The 17123-nt window shown below is 36.9% G+C and carries 14 protein-coding genes; 3 read left to right on the top strand and 11 right to left on the bottom strand.

The window, feature by feature from the left end; translation table 11 throughout:
• Together BN2628_RS17035 and BN2628_RS09130 are read left to right on the top strand one after the other, a co-directional pair.
• On the top strand, window positions 1-399 hold a 399-nt coding region (locus BN2628_RS17035; RefSeq protein WP_257606443.1), incomplete at its 5' end, for a glycoside hydrolase family 97 C-terminal domain-containing protein.
• A gap of 4 nt (window positions 400-403) precedes the next feature.
• Window positions 404-2365, top strand: a complete 1962-nt coding sequence (locus BN2628_RS09130) for a sialate O-acetylesterase (protein WP_044226075.1) — start codon at window positions 404-406, stop codon at window positions 2363-2365.
• A gap of 118 nt (window positions 2366-2483) precedes the next feature.
• Here BN2628_RS09130 and BN2628_RS09125 read toward each other — a convergent pair whose 3' ends face one another.
• The 11 genes from BN2628_RS09125 to BN2628_RS09080 form a co-directional block, all read right to left on the bottom strand.
• Window positions 2484-2783 (bottom strand): NifB/NifX family molybdenum-iron cluster-binding protein, encoded by a 300-nt coding sequence (locus BN2628_RS09125; RefSeq protein WP_082430153.1) that lies wholly within the window; start codon window positions 2781-2783, stop codon window positions 2484-2486.
• Window positions 2784-2912: 129 nt separating this feature from the next.
• Window positions 2913-4352, bottom strand: a complete 1440-nt coding sequence (locus BN2628_RS09120; RefSeq protein WP_044225691.1) for an ATP-binding protein — start codon at window positions 4350-4352, stop codon at window positions 2913-2915.
• A gap of 17 nt (window positions 4353-4369) precedes the next feature.
• Window positions 4370-5494, bottom strand: a complete 1125-nt coding sequence (locus BN2628_RS09115; protein ID WP_044225689.1) for a histidine kinase — start codon at window positions 5492-5494, stop codon at window positions 4370-4372.
• Between the two features lie 90 nt (window positions 5495-5584).
• On the bottom strand, window positions 5585-6352 hold the full coding sequence (locus tag BN2628_RS09110) for a TorF family putative porin (protein WP_044225687.1): 768 nt from the start codon (window positions 6350-6352) through the stop codon (window positions 5585-5587).
• Window positions 6349-6933: a K(+)-transporting ATPase subunit C gene (locus tag BN2628_RS09105; protein WP_044225685.1), complete on the bottom strand. Its 585-nt coding sequence runs from the start codon at window positions 6931-6933 to the stop codon at window positions 6349-6351. Before BN2628_RS09105 ends, BN2628_RS09110 begins: the two co-directional genes overlap by 4 nt.
• A 17-nt stretch (window positions 6934-6950) precedes the next feature.
• Entirely contained in the window at window positions 6951-8990 is a 2040-nt protein-coding gene (gene kdpB, locus BN2628_RS09100; protein ID WP_044225683.1) for a potassium-transporting ATPase subunit KdpB, read from the bottom strand.
• A 12-nt stretch (window positions 8991-9002) separates the two neighbouring features.
• Entirely contained in the window at window positions 9003-10709 is a 1707-nt protein-coding gene (gene kdpA / locus BN2628_RS09095) for a potassium-transporting ATPase subunit KdpA (protein WP_055096925.1), read from the bottom strand.
• 23 nt (window positions 10710-10732) lie between these two features.
• Window positions 10733-10813: a potassium-transporting ATPase subunit F gene (locus BN2628_RS16835; RefSeq protein ID WP_074024076.1), complete on the bottom strand. Its 81-nt coding sequence runs from the start codon at window positions 10811-10813 to the stop codon at window positions 10733-10735.
• Window positions 10814-11087: 274 nt separating this feature from the next.
• Entirely contained in the window at window positions 11088-12437 is a 1350-nt protein-coding gene (locus BN2628_RS09090; protein ID WP_044225678.1) for a sigma-54-dependent transcriptional regulator, read from the bottom strand.
• A gap of 142 nt (window positions 12438-12579) precedes the next feature.
• Window positions 12580-12894, bottom strand: a complete 315-nt coding sequence (locus BN2628_RS09085; RefSeq protein WP_021931951.1) for a GNAT family N-acetyltransferase — start codon at window positions 12892-12894, stop codon at window positions 12580-12582.
• 202 nt (window positions 12895-13096) lie between these two features.
• Window positions 13097-13576: a porin family protein gene (locus BN2628_RS09080; protein WP_044225675.1), complete on the bottom strand. Its 480-nt coding sequence runs from the start codon at window positions 13574-13576 to the stop codon at window positions 13097-13099.
• A 291-nt stretch (window positions 13577-13867) separates the two neighbouring features.
• On the opposite strand from BN2628_RS09080, the gene BN2628_RS09075 reads away from it, so the two are divergent.
• Window positions 13868-17110 carry a SusC/RagA family TonB-linked outer membrane protein gene (locus tag BN2628_RS09075; RefSeq protein ID WP_044225672.1) on the top strand — a complete coding sequence of 1081 codons (3243 nt, stop codon included), beginning with the start codon at window positions 13868-13870 and terminating at the stop codon, window positions 17108-17110.
• The last annotated feature ends 13 nt before the right edge of the window (window positions 17111-17123 follow it).

Raw genomic sequence — 17123 nt, 5'->3', positions numbered from 1 at the left:
GTAATACTCTATTCTCCAGTAGAACATTTTGGCATTGTTCCTGACAACTTGAAGCAATTTCCCCAATATGTATGGAATTATTTGTCAAAAGTTCCTTCTACATGGGACGAAACCCTATTGATAGACGGCTATCCTGGAAAAGATGTTATGATGGCTCGCCGTTCGGGGAAAATATGGTATGTTGCTGGGATTAATGGTGAAAAAATAGCAAAAGATTTTTCTTGTCAGTTACCTTTTATTCAAAAAGAAACTATGGCTCAATTGATAACAGACAAGTCAAACACGAATAATGAAACAGAGATAAGGAACATGTCAATTGCAGAAAATGGTGAAATTCAAATTTCTATTCAGCCTTACGGAGGTTTTGTTTTGGTTATAAATACAGATGGAGAAAATTAGTGGTATGAAGAAAATAATTGGGTTGTCTTTTGCTTTGCAATTAATATGTATCTCAATTTATGCAGATGTGAGATTACCGGCCTTGTTTACTGATAATATGGTTTTACAGCAGTGTACGGATGCTCCATTTTGGGGAGAAGCAGCCCCTAATAAGGTGGTTAAAGTTATGGTCGGTTGGGAGGTTCGTGAATATGAGACAAAATCAGATAATAAGGGGTATTGGAATATAAATATACCGACTCCAAAGTTTGGCGGACCTTATTCCATAACTATAAGTGATGGTAAAAAAGTGGTGTTACGGAATGTTATGATTGGGGAAGTCTGGATCTGTTCGGGGCAATCTAATATGGAAATGCCATTGGCTGGTTGGGGAAAAATTCAAAATTATCAAGATGAAATAGCTGCAGCTAATTATCCTGATATGAGACTTTTTCAAGTAAAAAAAGTAATAAGAAATACTCCTCAAAAAGATGTATTTACTGAAAATAATACAGGTTGGCAAGTTTGTTCTTCGAAGACAATCCCTGAGTTTTCTGCTGTTGCATATTTCTTTGGGCGTGATCTGGTAAAAAATAGAAAGGTTCCGGTTGGTCTTATCCATACATCGTGGGGAGGTACTCCGGCTGAGTCATGGGTGAGTGCCGAATCATTGGAAACAATGCCTTATTTTAAGGATTATGTACGGCAATTGAAACAGGTCTCTCAAAATGATTTATCGTTATTTTATATCGGGCAGTTAAAAGAGTGGCAAAGAAAAGTGGAGGAAATAGATTTAGGATACGAAAAGCATTATGCAAAATGGGCATCTCCCGATTTTGATGATGTAAAATGGGAGGATATGCCGGTTCCGGGTTCTTGGGAAAATAGTGTGTTACCTGATTTTGACGGTGTTGTATGGGTGAGAAAAACAATAGAAATACCTTTACGATGGCAAGGAAAAGAACTGACTTTAAGATTAGGGGGTATAGACGATGATGATATAACATTTTTCAATGGAGAAGAAGTTGGCCATAGTGAAGGTTGGAATGTACAGCGAGAATACAATGTTCCGGCAGGTTTGGTAAAAGCGGGAAAGGCCGTTATTGCTGTGCGTATATCGGATATGGCTTTATCTGGAGGTTTTTATGGAGACCCTGTTACTTTACAATTGATGTTGAAAAACAGTGATTCCATATCTTTATCTGGAAACTGGAAATATCAAATCGGGCTTAAACAGTCTGAAATACCTTTAAGACCAATTTCTCCTGTAGATAATCCAAAGTGTCCAACGACATTATATAATGCAATGTTGTATCCTTTAGCCCCATTTGCATTCCAAGGAGTGATTTGGTATCAAGGAGAGGCGAATGCTTCGATGGCAGAACAATACCGCACACTTTTCCCATTATTGATTAATGATTGGCGGTCTTTGTGGAAACGAAACTTTCCGTTTTATTTTGTTCAGTTGGCCTCATTCAATCCAGAGAGAGCGGAACCATACGATTCGGAATGGGCAGCTTTACGTGAGGCCCAGTTGAATACATTGCATTGGAGTAATACCGGTATGGCAGTTACAATGGATATAGGAGATGCTAAGGATATTCATCCTAAAAACAAACAGGAAGTAGGCCGGCGTTTAGCGCTGATTGCAAGAGCTAAAACTTATGGAGAAGACAACCCTTATTCGGGTCCCATATTTAAGACGTATAAGGTTGAGGATGATAAAATAAGGATTTCTTTTTCTCATGTTGAAGGAGGATTGAAAACTCCGGATGGAGAATCATTGAAAGGTTTTGCTATATGTGGCTCAGACCATTGCTATTATTGGGCAGAAGCTCGTATAGAAGGAGATGAGATTATTGTGTTTTCTCCTAAAGTGCCTCGTCCCTATGCTGTTAGGTATGGTTGGGCCGATAATATTTCTTGTAATTTGTATAATGGAGCAGGATTGCCTGCTTCACCATTCAGGACAGATAGTCGATATTGATAATGAGAATAAGTGATTGTGTGTAAATTTTGGGGAGAAGAGGATGTCTGAAAATACAGTGAATCCTAAAAGTTAGATAATAAACTTTTTAGGGTTCACTGTAAAAATACCTCTTTTTTTATTCCTTATGTGAGCATATATGCCCGTTTTCGTGTTGGTGNCGTATAACCTCTATATGATGTGAATTAAGCACGTTTTTTGCTCCTTCACCCATATTTCCGGCGAGCATAAGAGTGATACCTTTTTCTTCAAGAATAGATGCAATGTTCGATTTGCATCCACAACCTTCAGGTGAAGCAAGATATTCTTTTTCGATTATTTGTTTTTGGTCATCAATAGTAAATAACGTGTAGTGGTCACAATGTCCAAAATGGTCATCCACTTGTTCATCTCGAGTAGGAATTGCAATTTTTATCATTTAACTTCTCTTTTTAAAGTCAATTAAACTTGATGTTTGTTATGTATACAAAGTTAGAGAAATTATTTTTATTACCTATTTGGGATGCTTTTTTCATCCCTAACCCCAAAACAGGATTCCCAATATTCTTTAACCCACATTGAAACGTATAATAAATTTACTGCCTTTTCCTAATTCACTTTCTACAGTCAAGGTTCCATTATGCGCTTCTACAAAATCTTTAGAAATAGATAGGCCTAATCCACTACCTTGTACTTTAGTGCCAGGTACTCGGAAGTATCGGTCAAAGATGCTTTTATGATATCTTGGGTCTATACCTTTTCCGAAATCTTGTACATATATTTCTACTATATTGTTTTCCTGTTTAGCTCCTATAATAACTCTGCTGTTTTCTTTAGAATAACGTATAGCATTACTTAAAAGATTTGTGATAACCCAGGCTATTTTTTCACTATCGACAAATAATTTGCTGATTTTTTCAGGATATTCGACCTCTACCTGACATCCGAACTTTTCTGCTTGTACGCGGTTGGCATTTATTGCGTAATTGATTAGTTCGATAGGCTTAGTGATTTTAGGCATTAATTGTAATTTACCGGCTTCGACTTGCGTCATGTTCAATAATTCTCCAGTAATATTCAATAACCTCTCACTATTATCTTTTATACTTTTTGAGAGTTGTTCTTGCTCTTCATTTAGATTGCCTATACGTTTATCTTCGAGGAGTTGTAGGCTCATCATAATAGCAGATATTGGAGTTTTCAGTTCATGGGATATGGTAGAGATAAAAGTTGTCTTAGCCGAATCTAATTCTTTAAACTCCGTAATATTTTTTAATAAAATGACATCTCCGATACTTTTGGCTGAAGATTCTCCTGTTTCTACATAACGAATAGGAATGTAGCGCACTTGGAAATAACTTTCTTTATTGTCTGCATATATTTTTAAGGGTTCTTTTTTTTCATCAGGAGATACTAGCTCTCGGATTAGTCTTCTCAACAAATCATTTTTCAGAGCAAGTTCTTCTGCCGATTGGCGTATAACGTTTTCCCTTTTTAAATTTAGAATTCCAAGAGCTTCATCGTTTATGAAAAGAATTTCACGATTAGTGTTTAGTCCGATAATGGGTTCATTTATACTATTGACAATAGCTTCGAGATATTTTTTTGTAGATAATATATCTGCTAATGTACTCGATCTGTATTCAGCAAGACGCTCTGCCATCCGATTGAAACTTTCAGCAACGTCATTGAACTCTTCATTTCCTTTTAGATTGAGCCTTTTTTCATAATTTCGATTGGCTATTTCCATAATTCCATTAGTAAGTTCTTTGATAGGGCGTTCGATAGATTTAGGCAGCCAGATTAGTAACCCTAACCCTACTAACACACAGAACCCTCCGACAATGGAAATCCATATTAATGCTCTTTGTAACCCCGGGCCTGCTGTAGGACTATCAGGATCTGTTGCTGTCAATATCTGTAAGTTTACGACTGATAAAGTTACCAGTAGTATAATCATACCGGCCAGCATTCCGATGCCAAATAATAATTTAGTTTTTATATTCATAAAATGATGTATTAAACTTATGCTAATATAAGTAAATCTATATTGGCTTGTGCCAGAAAGTGAATAAATTTTTTATAATAGTGAATCTTGATATAGGCTTGAGGTAATTTAAATGCAGGTTGTCCCATGCAAATAGTTGTAATCTGTTTTTCTTTGCAAACCTTTATTATGCTTTCGGTTACGTGAGGTGACTGTACTTGAACTACTTCCCCTCCCAATTCTGTGACCAATTTGAAATGATTTATTAGATGTCGTTGGCTGGCTAAAGATATTCTGTCTGGGTTTTCTTGAGGAGTTTGTACATAGAGGGCAACGAAAGATGCATTATAACGTGTTGCCAGTCGGGCTGTTTTACGGATGATTTTTCTTGGTGTTTTTTCATTAGAACTGATGCATGCCAAAAATTTTTCATGTCGAACTCCGACATTTGATATTACAACTTCATTTTCGACTTTTTTCTCAACTCGTAAAGCTACCTCTTTTAAGGCTAATTCTCTCAATTGGAGTATGTTTTCCGTTTTGAAAAAATTATTGAGAGCTGTTGCTATCTTTTCTGGTTTATAAATTTTTCCGGCTTTTAGACGATTTATCAGTTCTTCTGCTGTGAGGTCTATGTTAACGACCTCATCTGCCTCCTGTAATACACTGTCAGGTATTCTTTCCTTAACTTCTATTCCGGATATCCCTTGAACCTCTTCATTTAAGCTCTCTATGTGTTGAATGTTGACTGCTGATATAACATTGATACCGGCATCAAGTAATGCTATAACATCTTGCCATCTTTTCTTATTAGCACTACCTTCGACATTTGTGTGGGCCAATTCGTCTACAATGACAATTTCTGGATGGATACGTAGGATAGCTTCCAAATCCATTTCTTCCAATTCTTTCCCTTTGTAGAAAATCTTTTTCCGGGGAATAATGGGAAGGCCTTCGAGTAAGGCTTCAGTTCCGGCTCTTTTGTGTGTTTCGATGTAACCAATTTGTACATCAACGCCATTATCCAACAGATCATGAGCTTCTTGTAGCATACGATAACTTTTCCCTACTCCGGCAATCATTCCGATGTAGATTTTAAATTTTCCACGTCGTGATTTTTTGATCAGTTCGAGGAAATGTTGAACGCTTTCTTCATTATTCATTCACTTCGTATTTTTAAAGAGGTATAACCGACGATGCAAATATATGCATCTATCGGTTATTTTTTATTATGAAAGACTATGGTTATGTGATTATCTTATTGTCAAACCAAAGACAAAATGTACGTCTTCTCGATTGGGGTTCCAAATAACTTGAGTATAAATGGGAAGTGAGAAATTTTTGGTAATGGGTAACACTTTTGTTGCTTTTAATGAAACATTGGTTACCGCAAAACCATCATTTTTATATTGTGCAGATTCCCATGGGCTGAGCCCTACATTTGCTACTAAATCTACTCCTTTAACAGAAAACGGATATCCTAATTCTACATATGTAGAATATGCCCTTTTCCTATCTGTCCCATTAGATTTTAGCACATAATCGTTTCCTGCAAACATCGTATACCAAGAGATACTTAGTGGGAACCTTTCAACGGGTAATTGATAGGATAGAGCTCCTTCGAAAATATGGTCGGTACTATTGTGGTTGAAATTGAAATAGTTATTTTTCAAATTTTCTCTGTCATTATATATTCCCGATTGTCCTGCCCACCAAAAATCTGCAACAGAAATGGTCAGTCCGGCGATACTATATGCTGCAGTAATATCTGCTTCTTTATGTCCTTGACCTGTAAAGTCGACACTTCCCCAAGCTGTAAGAGAAAATCCTTTTACACTTAAACCTAATGTCGGTTGTATGGCGGCTCCTGACTGATACATACCACGCCAGATGTAAGAACTTACCAAATCTCCGGCAACATTGAAATTAACACTTTTTGATTCTTCTTGAGAGAATGTTGTATTTGCTCCAAAAATGGAGAATGCACAAGCTAATGTGATAGATTTAATTATTGTTTTCATTTTTCTGCGATTATTGATTTATTTGCTTCATCAAGAGCAACGTTGAGTTTTAATACATTTATTTTTTCAGTACCAAAGAGGCCAAGAAAAGGCTTTTCAATATGTTTATTTACAATTTCTTGAATATCGGATTCGTTCATTCCACGAGCCTTAGCGATACGTTTAATTTGTACATATGCACATTGGCGTGTAATATTCGGATCCAATCCAGAACCGCTGGCTGTAACCATTTCTGCAGGTATTTCTTTCCGATTGAGATATGGATGATGTATCAGGAAAGAGTCTATTCGGGCTTCTACTTCAGCCAAGTATTCTTCATTTGTAGGACCTTTATTACTTCCGCCTGAACCGTCTGCTGTATAATCGACCGCAGATGGACGTCCCCAGAAATAAATATCTTTTGTAAATTGTTGTCCTACATTGGCTGCACCGACAACTTTACCATTTAATGTAACCAGTTCGGCATTTCCTTTATTTGGTCCTGCTACGAGGGCAAATACCCAAAGAATGAGGATATAGCATACTGAAAAGAATAAACAGAATGCAATAGTTATTTTTAATGATTTTAATAGCGTTCTCATTTTTGCTTAATTATTTTTTAGAAAAACAAACCGACAATCATGTCTATTAATTTTATTCCGATAAATGGAGCCAATATTCCACCGAATCCGTAAATCAATAAATTTCGACGAAGTAAAGCTGAAGCTCCAATAGGTTTATATTTTACTCCTTTTAAAGCCAGAGGTATCAATATCGGAATGATAATAGCATTGAAGATGATAGCTGAAAGAATTGCGCTTTCAGGACTATGTAAATGCATAATATTCAGTGCTGCTAATTCGGGTATAGCTACCATGAATAAAGCGGGGACAATAGCAAAATATTTTGCAACGTCATTTGCGATTGAGAAGGTTGTCAATGTACCTCGGGTCATCAGTAATTGTTTGCCGATTTCAACAATTTCAATCAATTTGGTCGGGTCATTGTCTAAGTCGACCATATTACCTGCTTCTTTAGCAGCTTGAGTTCCACTGTTCATTGCTACACCGACATTTGCTTGAGCAAGAGCTGGTGCATCATTGGTTCCGTCTCCCATCATTGCAACTAATTTACCAGCTTCTTGTTCTCTTCGGATATAGTTCATTTTGTCTTCAGGTTTAGCCTCAGCAATGAAGTCGTCGACACCTGCTTTCTCTGCAATATATTTTGCTGTTAACGGGTTATCACCAGTTACCATAACGGTTTTTACACCCATTTTACGAAGACGTTCGAAACGTTCTTGGATACCTGGTTTGATAATGTCTTGTAACTCTATTACTCCGGCAACTTGTTTGTTTACACAGACAACAAGGGGCGTTCCTCCATTACTTGAAATTGCTTGTACCAATTCTTCAGTTTCTTTCGGAAATTTATTTCCTGCGCTTTCCACTATTTTTCGAATGGCTTCGTATGCACCTTTTCGTATTTCTGTACCATCGGCTAAATCTATTCCACTGCATTTTGTTTCAGCAGAGAATTTTACCATGCGAGCCCCTGTTGTGTCTAAACTTCTCATGTGAAGGTTACTTTCATGAGCCAGTTCGATAATTGATTTTCCTTCGGGAGTATTATCAGATACAGAAGATAACATACAATAACGGATAAATTCATGGAATTCCATGTTCATAGTCGGCGTACAGTAAAATTTAGTAGCTTTACGGTTACCTATCGTTATCGTTCCTGTTTTATCAAGTAGTAAAGTATCTATATCCCCGGCAGTTTCGACAGCTTTTCCTGATTTAGTAATGACATTTGCTCTTAAAGCCCGATCCATACCTGCAATACCGATGGCAGATAAAAGTCCTCCAATTGTCGTAGGTATAAGACAAACAAAGAGAGAAATGAGCGATGCGATTGTTATGACTGTATGGCTGTAATCGGCAAAAGGCTTTAACGTAATACATACAATTATGAAAACCAATGTAAAACCGGCTAATAGTATAGTCAAGGCTATTTCATTTGGCGTTTTTTTACGAGATGCACCTTCGACAAGAGCAATCATTTTATCCAAAAAACTTTCTCCGGGTTGTGTTGTAACCAATACTTTAATTTGGTCAGACAAAACTTTTGTTCCTCCAGTAACCGAACTTTTATCTCCACCTGCTTCTCGTATTACTGGTGCACTTTCTCCTGTAATGGCACTTTCATCTATTGATGCGAGACCTTCTATGATTTCACCGTCGGCAGGAATTACATCGCCTGCTTCACAGACGAATATATCTCCTTTACGTAATTGAGAGCTGGTTACGACTTCTATTTTATCTTTAACTATTCGTTTTGCCGGGGTTTCTTCTCTCGTTTTTCTTAAACTGTCGGCTTGTGCTTTGCCTCGAGCTTCAGCAATAGCTTCAGCAAAATTGGCAAATAGTAATGTGATGAAAAGTATTATAAAAACGGATAAATTATATCCGAATGAACCTTGTGAAGCATCGAAGAGTGAATAACCTGTAACCAATAACATGATTACTGTAGAAACCTCAACGGTAAACATGATAGGGTTTTTGATCATTACTTTCGGATTCAGCTTGACAAACGATTGTTTCAGGCTTTCTATAACTTGCTCCTTAGGAAATAAAGAAGCTGATGTATTTTCTTTCATATCTTTTTTCTATTATAGACTAAAATGTTCAGCAATAGTACTTAGAGCATGTACCGGGAAGAATGATAAAGCAGCAATGATGAAAATAACAGCAAATGTCATTACACCGAATGTTACAGTATCTGTTTTTAATGTTCCGGCACTTTCGGGGATAAATTTTTTCTCTGCAAGTAGACCTGCAATAGCAACCTGTCCGACAATAGGTATGAACCGGCTAAGTATAAGTACAAGACCACAGGTATAGTTCCAGAACCAGGTATTATCACCTAATCCTTCAAATCCTGAACCATTATTGGCAGCACAAGAGGTGTATTCGTATAACATTTCGCTGAGGCCATGAAATCCTGGATTGTTTAACCATCCGCCTTCACTTTCGACGAATTCTGGATTATGAGCGTATAAGTAACTTGAAAGAGCTGTTCCCACTAAGATGACAAATGGGTGGAGAAGAGCGACAATAGTAGCTATTTTCATTTCACGGGCTTCAACCTTTTTCCCTAAAAATTCTGGTGTTCGTCCTACCATTAAACCACTGATGAATACTGCAATGATAATGAATGTATAATAATTCATCCAACCTACACCTACACCTCCAAACCATGTGTTGATTTGCATGTTGAGCATTTCCATCATACCGGAAAGTGGCATCGTACTATCGTGCATACCATTTACAGAACCATTGGAAGTGACGGTTGTTACGATACTCCACAAAGCTGTACCTCCTGAACCGATTCGGATCTCTTTACCTTCCATTGCACCATTTTCCTGAGCAATGCCCATGTCGTCGATTCGCGGGTTACCATTCATTTCCTGATAAGTATTAATCCCAACTCCGACAAGAAATGCGAATAACATAACTCCGTAAATGCTGTAAGCCAATTTTTTCCTTTTTAGATAAAATCCGAATGCCAAAACCATAGCCATTGGAATGATAAGGATAGACCAGCATTCTACCATATTGGTGAGATAAGTGGGATTCTCTAATGGGTGAGAAGAGTTTACACCAAAATAACCACCACCATTTGTCCCTAATTGCTTGATAGGCACAATTGCAGCTGTAGGACCTTGGGATACGGTTTGTTCTCCACCTTCTAAGGTCGGTATTGTCATTTTACCATCAAATCCCATTGGAGTTCCTTGTACGATAAGGATAAATCCGACGATGAGAGATAGAGGTAATAATATACGAGTACAGCTTCTTACTAGGAAATACCAGAAGTTTCCGATAGTCCGAGTAGTTTTAAGAGAAATGGATTTCATGATTCCTGCCATGGCTGCCATGCCTGTCGCAGCTGTTATAAACTGGAAGAGCATGATGACAAAAAGTTGTGTAAAATAAGTCAATCCACTTTCTCCACTGTAATGTTGTAGATTACAGTTTACCATGAAACTGATACATGTATTAAATGCTTGGTCAGGAGTCTGTGGCCCATTGCCATCAGGATTGAGAGGTAGTAGATGTTGGATGACTAATAACACCATTCCCCAAAGGAACCAGAAAGCATTTAGTATTAAAAGTGTCTTTAAGAATTTTTTCCATCCCATTTCCTCTTTGGGATCGATACCACAAACTTTGTAAATAAAATTTTCAATCGGGGTCATGAAGTCAGACCAACATTTTTCCCCTTTATAAACTTTAGCAATATATTTTCCTAGTGGATAGCTGAGTACCACCAACAGGATAATTTGAATTGCAATTCCTAATATTTCAGTATTCATTGTTTAGTTTGTCTTAATGAATTTTAAAACTTTTCCGGTTTGATAAGTACATACATCATATAACCGAAAATGATTAACCCAATAATAAATAGTGCTGTGTACATTGTTACCTCCTTTTTTAGATTTTCTCAAACCAATCGACACATTTGTAAAAGAGCCAAAAACAGGCAAACCCGCTTAGCAGGCAAAAAATAAAGTTTAGTGTAATTTCCATTTCTTATTATTTTTAATTAATTAAATTATTTACGCGGGCTCTTTTGCCAAAAATATGCCAAAAATGGATATAATATTGCAATGTTTTGTTTATCAGATATATATGAAAAGGTTGCATCAGAATATTCTGATGCAACCTTTTCATTTTGGTAGGGTCTTGTTCTATTATGACAATATTTTGTATTCTTCTATTTTTCGATATAAAGTAGTTAAGCCAATTTTCAACAGCTTGGCAGTTTCGGTTTTATTTCCTTTAGTATATTCTAATACTCGACTGATATGGCGCTTTTCCATTGCTGCAAGTTCAAAATCGGAGAAATTTTGCCCGTCATTTTGTTCATAATGGTTATTCTGAATTTCGAGGGGCAAGTCTTCTACACCCAATGAATTACCGTTACAAACGATGAGGCTTCGTTCTATTGTGTTTCTAAGTTCTCTGATATTTCCCTTCCATGGTTGTTGTTTCAGTGCGTTGAGAAAATCTGGCTTTATTTCTTGTATGTTGCAAGATAGTTTTTTTGAAAAATTATGGATAAAAGCTTCGGTCAGGAGTGGTATATCTTCTTTGCGATCACGCAGTGGCGGAAGATGTATTTGAAAAACAGATAATCGGTAGAACAAATCTTCTCTGAAATGATTTTCAGAAATTTCTGTTTTTAGATTCCGATTTGTTGCTGCTATGATACGTACATTGACTTTAGTTGGTTTTGTCTCTCCTATTTTTATATACTCTCCTGTTTCGAGTATTCTTAACAACTTAGCTTGCAGTTCGAAAGCCATTTCTCCTATTTCGTCTAAGAATATAGTCCCATTATCAGCTTCTTCGAATAATCCCTTTTTGTCTTTTAGTGCTCCAGTAAAAGACCCGGCTTTATGTCCGAACATTTCACTTTCAAGCAATTCTTTGCTGAACGAAGAGCAGTTAACTGCGACGAAATTCTTTTTTGATCGCTTGCTATTCTGATGTATAGCTTGAGCAAATACCTCTTTCCCTGTGCCGGTTTCCCCTGTTAACAATACGGGAACATCTGTAGATGCAACTTTTTGGGCTAAAGCAATAGCTTCTTTGATAACCCGGGATTTTCCTAATATGGAGTCGAATGTATATTTTTCTCCCGTACATTTTTCAGAATTATGGCCTTGCTTGTTTAAGAGGGCTTTTTCTGTGGCTTTTGAGAGTAATGGGATGATTCTATTATTATCGTCACCTTTAGTTATATAATCGAATGCTCCATTTTTAATGGCCTGTACCCCATCAGGAATGTTACCGTGTGCTGTTAATAGTATGACTTCTGAGGTTGGCGAATTCTTTTTTATGGTAGAAACTAAATCTACCCCGTTCCCGTCAGGCAGGAAAACATCACAAAGAATTACTTCAGGAGAGTGCAGTTCTAATTGTTTTAGTCCAGATTTACAATCAGCAGCTTGGATAACTTCATATCCTTCGAGAGCAATTATACGCGACAATAATTGCCGGATCTGGTTTTCATCATCGATAATTAAAATTTTGCTCATCCGTTTTTGATAAATGTAAAAGTATTGAAACAGTATGATGCAAAAGTAAGCTTTTCCTTTAAATTTTAAAGAAAGTAATCGATATCTTTATCTCTGTTGGAGTGGGTATTTTGTTAATTTAATGATTTTTAATGAGATATGATTATGCCTGAGGTTGTTCTATATAATGCTCTTTCATTACCATTTTTTTCCATTCAGGGTTTCTCTGAATATATTTGGCAACAAAAGGGCATAAAGGGATGAGTCTTAAATTTTGTTTTTCAATATCTTGTAATGCTTTTTTTACTAGCTGTGAGCCTACTCCTCTTCTTTCGAGAGCATAGGGGACTTCTGTATGAGTAAGATATATTTCTCCATTATTTGTCTTTATATATTCTATGCGGGGAACCAACCCTTCAATATGGAATTCATATTGATGTTTCTCTGTGTTGTCAGTCAATCCGTAGTCTTCGTTCATAATAATGAGTTTTAAAATAATCTTTTCTTATAAATTCAACACCTATCCAAAGGTTTTTGTTTAGAAAAAGTGTGAAGTTATTTAGAAGAAATGATGTAAAGTAAGAGAAGACGTTTACGGTATTATAATTTTTCGGAAGACAACTATATTCAAAGTCGCTTCTTTAGGATAGAAGAGGTGACTTTAAATAGATTCGCATAAATTAAAATTTGTACGCAATGCCCCAAGAAAGCTGGTCTGTAATACCAAAATGAAACGTGTTGGCGCCATTAATTTCTCCATATCCAAGATACCCGATTCCTAAGTTGGTAGAAAGATGTTCGGTTAGTTCATATATAAGTTTAGGTTGTAACCCTACGGCCCAGTTCTCATCTCCAAAAATTATTTCTGCTTTTAAGGATGGAGCAAAGTAAAGTTTAGATATTATTGGAAGATAATAACTGGCACCTACATTGATTCCGAAATGACAATCGTCATTACCGGATAGAGATATGCCGGCCTCTATAGCCCAATGTTCACTCAGAAAAATATTTACTTCAGGAGCTATTTTGTAAGAGTTTATTCCTTCAATATTTGTGTAACTCACTTCACCTTCCAATTCGATATCTCCTTTTTTGTATTGAGCATTTGCACTCATTGCAATAATGCTCAGTAATAAGCATAGTAATGTAATCTTTTTCATTTTGTATTGTTTTAGTAAATGTTATTTGTTATTGAGGTGCAAAGTTATATAAAATATGTTTTCATTATCATGTATGAAACGAAGAGTTTTTCCATTTTTATTGTGTGGGTATAATTTAGGAAAACTCGATTTGGGTCTTTATATATTTAATTTGACCGGATTGTGACGTTTTCTGAAATTTTTCTAAAGTGCGCAGATAGGTCTTTCCTATAATTTTGTAATCGATAAAGCAGGAATAATTTTTATAATGTTGAACAAAATCGAAATCATGAATAACTAAACTATTATATTATGAATAACACAACATTGTTTAGAGCGAAGTGTGTGTGGCTTTTACTTTTCTTTTTATTATCTATTCCTCTCATGGCCCAAAATCAGGAAATTTCGGGAGTAGTATTTGATGAGAATAAAGAGGCGGTTATCGGAGCTGCAGTGAGAGTGGAAGGTATCGATGTCGGAACGGTGACTGATATGGATGGTAAGTTTACATTAAAGGTTCCTGTCGAAGGTACTGTTAGAATCAGTTATATGGGATATAATACGTATCATCTAAAGTTAACTGGTGCAACTTCCTATATGGTCTATTTGGTTCCCGATGTGAAAAATTTAGATGAAATCGTTGTTGTCGGTTATGGCACACAGAAAAAAGTGAATATGACCGGATCGGTTTCTACTGTAAATTTCGGTACCGAGATGAGTAGTAGGCCTATTATGCAATCGTCGAATGCTTTAGCTGGGTTGGCAGCCGGAGTTTCAGTTGTACAATCTACCGGTAAACCAGGAAGCGACGGTTCGACAATAAGGATAAGGGGATTGGGTACATTGAATTCGAATACTCCGTTAGTTTTGGTAGATGGAGTAGAGTTCTCGTTGGATAACCTTAATCCGAATGATATAGAGTCGATCAGTATTTTGAAAGATGCTGCGTCTACAGCGATATATGGTTCTCGAGCAGCGAATGGTGTGATTTTGGTGACTACCAAAAAAGGATCGGGTAAAACGAAGATTACTTATAACGGATATTTTACTTTACAAAATCCGGTAAATAAATTAGAATTGGTTTCGAATTATGCCGATTTGATGGAATTGGTTAATGAAGCTGCTTATAATGTAGGAAAAACAGCCATTTATTCTCAATCGGCTATTGATCGCTGGAGGGCGGCAGAAGCTGATCCGTACGGTTTGAACGAATATGGTGTAGAGAATTGGAAAGCTTATCCGAATACCGATTGGTTCTCTGAAATTTTTAATCGGGGTTTGGTTCAGCAACATAATCTTTCTATTTCCGGTGGTAAGCCCGATGAAATGAACTATTATCTCTCTGTTGGTTATCTGGGAAATGAAGGTATTATGAATCAACGAGGGTTCGATTCTTCACAAAAGAAGTATTCGATTCGTAGTAAACTGGAGACAACTTTGTTCAAACATCTTACTGTAGGGTGTAATTTGTATGGGCAATTGTCTAAATTGGGTTTGTCGAATGTCGATGGTGCGTTTAATTATTTGGATAAAACAGTTCCTGGTATATATCCAGGTGATGGAGAGGGCTATTTCGGACAACCGGCTAATCCGGAAGAATCAACGAATGCGAATAATATTTTCGAGCAAATGACCGGAATGGAGGGATATTCTGATACATATAATGTTAATGGAACTCTATTTGCGAAACTGAAAATTATCGAAGGTCTTTATCTCGAAGGTGATTATACATATACTATATACCGTTCGGATGTAGAAAAATGGGGGCAGCCGAAAATTAAATGGAATTATACGGAAAATAAATTGGTCAGTGAAACTCCTTCTTCCGAAAGGGGGGTATCGCAGAGTGTGGGACGATCTAAACGTTCCGATGCAAATGCTTTGATTCGGTACAATTCTGTGTTTAAAGAAAGACATGATTTTTCAGTTTTGGCCGGATATTCTTTGTCTCATTACGAGACACAGACTTTCGGCGCAGGGAAGAATGGCATGAGCAGTTATGATTTGCATACTTTTGATACAGTAGAAGAGGTTATCAGTGCAACAGGTTCAGCATCGGAATGGGCTTTAGTTTCTTTCTTCGGAAGAACAAATTATATTTATGACTCTCGTTATATATTCGAAGCGAACGTGCGATATGATGGTAGTTCTCGTTTTTCACCTTCTCATCGTTGGGGGCTGTTCCCATCTTTTTCTGCCGGGTGGAGAATCAGCGAAGAGCGTTTTATGAAACAATTCAATTGGCTTTCTAATTTGAAGATTAGAGCTTCTTGGGGAAAGACGGGAAATAATGCTTCCGGTAATTATGATTGGCAATCTTTGTACCGGACGAATAAAGTGACGGTGGAAGGTGAGACGAGTACCGGTTTCTATATATCGAAAATAGGAAACAATGCTTTAGAGTGGGAGAGTACGACTTCTACTAATGTGGGGTTGGATGTCGGAATTTTCAATAATCGATTGACGTTAGAGGCCGATTTTTATAATAAGAATACAGATGGAATTTTGTATACGCCCTCTTTATATATGACTATGGGAACAGTTTCTGGTTCGACGGAGAATATTGCATCGGTAAATAATAAGGGTGTCGAGTTCCAGTTGAACTGGCAAGACAAAATAGGTAACTTTGAATATAAAATTGGCGGTAATTTTGCTTTCAATAAAAATGTCGTTACCAAATATAAAGGTAAGTTAGACCGCCATTGGGTGTATGATGAGAATGGAAATGTCGTCGATTACTATACAAATATAGGAGAGGTTTCTCAGAGTGGTTTCGGAGGTCGTATTCTCGAAGGTCACATGTTGGGAGAAACATATTTGAGAAAGGTTTATTCAGGCACTGGCGCTGGCTATGATGGGTCGACGTTGGATATCAATGCCGGGCCTAAAGATGGAATGATCCGTACAGATGCCGATTATCGATGGGTAAGCCAAATGGTAAAAGCCGGTTATACTTTTAATGGCAGTACAGATGTAGGTCCGGATGGTCTGTATTACGGAGATTTTATCTATGCTGATTTAGATGGCGACGGAGACTATGGAGATGGGGATGATTTTTATTTGAGCGGACATTCATATACTCCTAAATATAATTTCGGTGTGAATCTGTCTTTGGCGTGGAAAGGACTCGATTTTTACATGTTGTGGCAAGGACAAGCCGGACATTATCTTTATTGGCATCATAATCGGTATAATGGAACGGCAGTAAGTTATGGACATTCTTTTGCTAAATCGGTAGCTTATGATCATTATACTTTCGAAAATCAAGATGCGTATTATCCTCGATTGACGTTGGATTCGGAAATGAGTAATGGTTCGACAAGCAATTTTTGGGAGTATAAGGGTAATTGGGCGAAATTGAAAAATGTACAGATCGGATATACTTTCCCGCAGAAATGGACGAAGAAGTTTTTTGTAAATGATTTGCGCTTATATGTATCGGGAGAGAATCTTTTAACGATTACGAAATATCCCGGACTTGATCCGGAAATGGGAACAGATATAACTTATCCATTGGTAAAGCAATGGGCTTTTGGTATACAGATAACTTTATAAAGAGAAACAGATT

Origin of the sequence: Gabonia massiliensis (assembly GCF_001403595.1) — a bacterium.
In the GTDB taxonomy this organism is placed as follows: Bacteria; Bacteroidota; Bacteroidia; order Bacteroidales; family Coprobacteraceae; genus Coprobacter; species Coprobacter secundus.
This window is presented reverse-complemented; position numbering and strand designations above follow the sequence as displayed.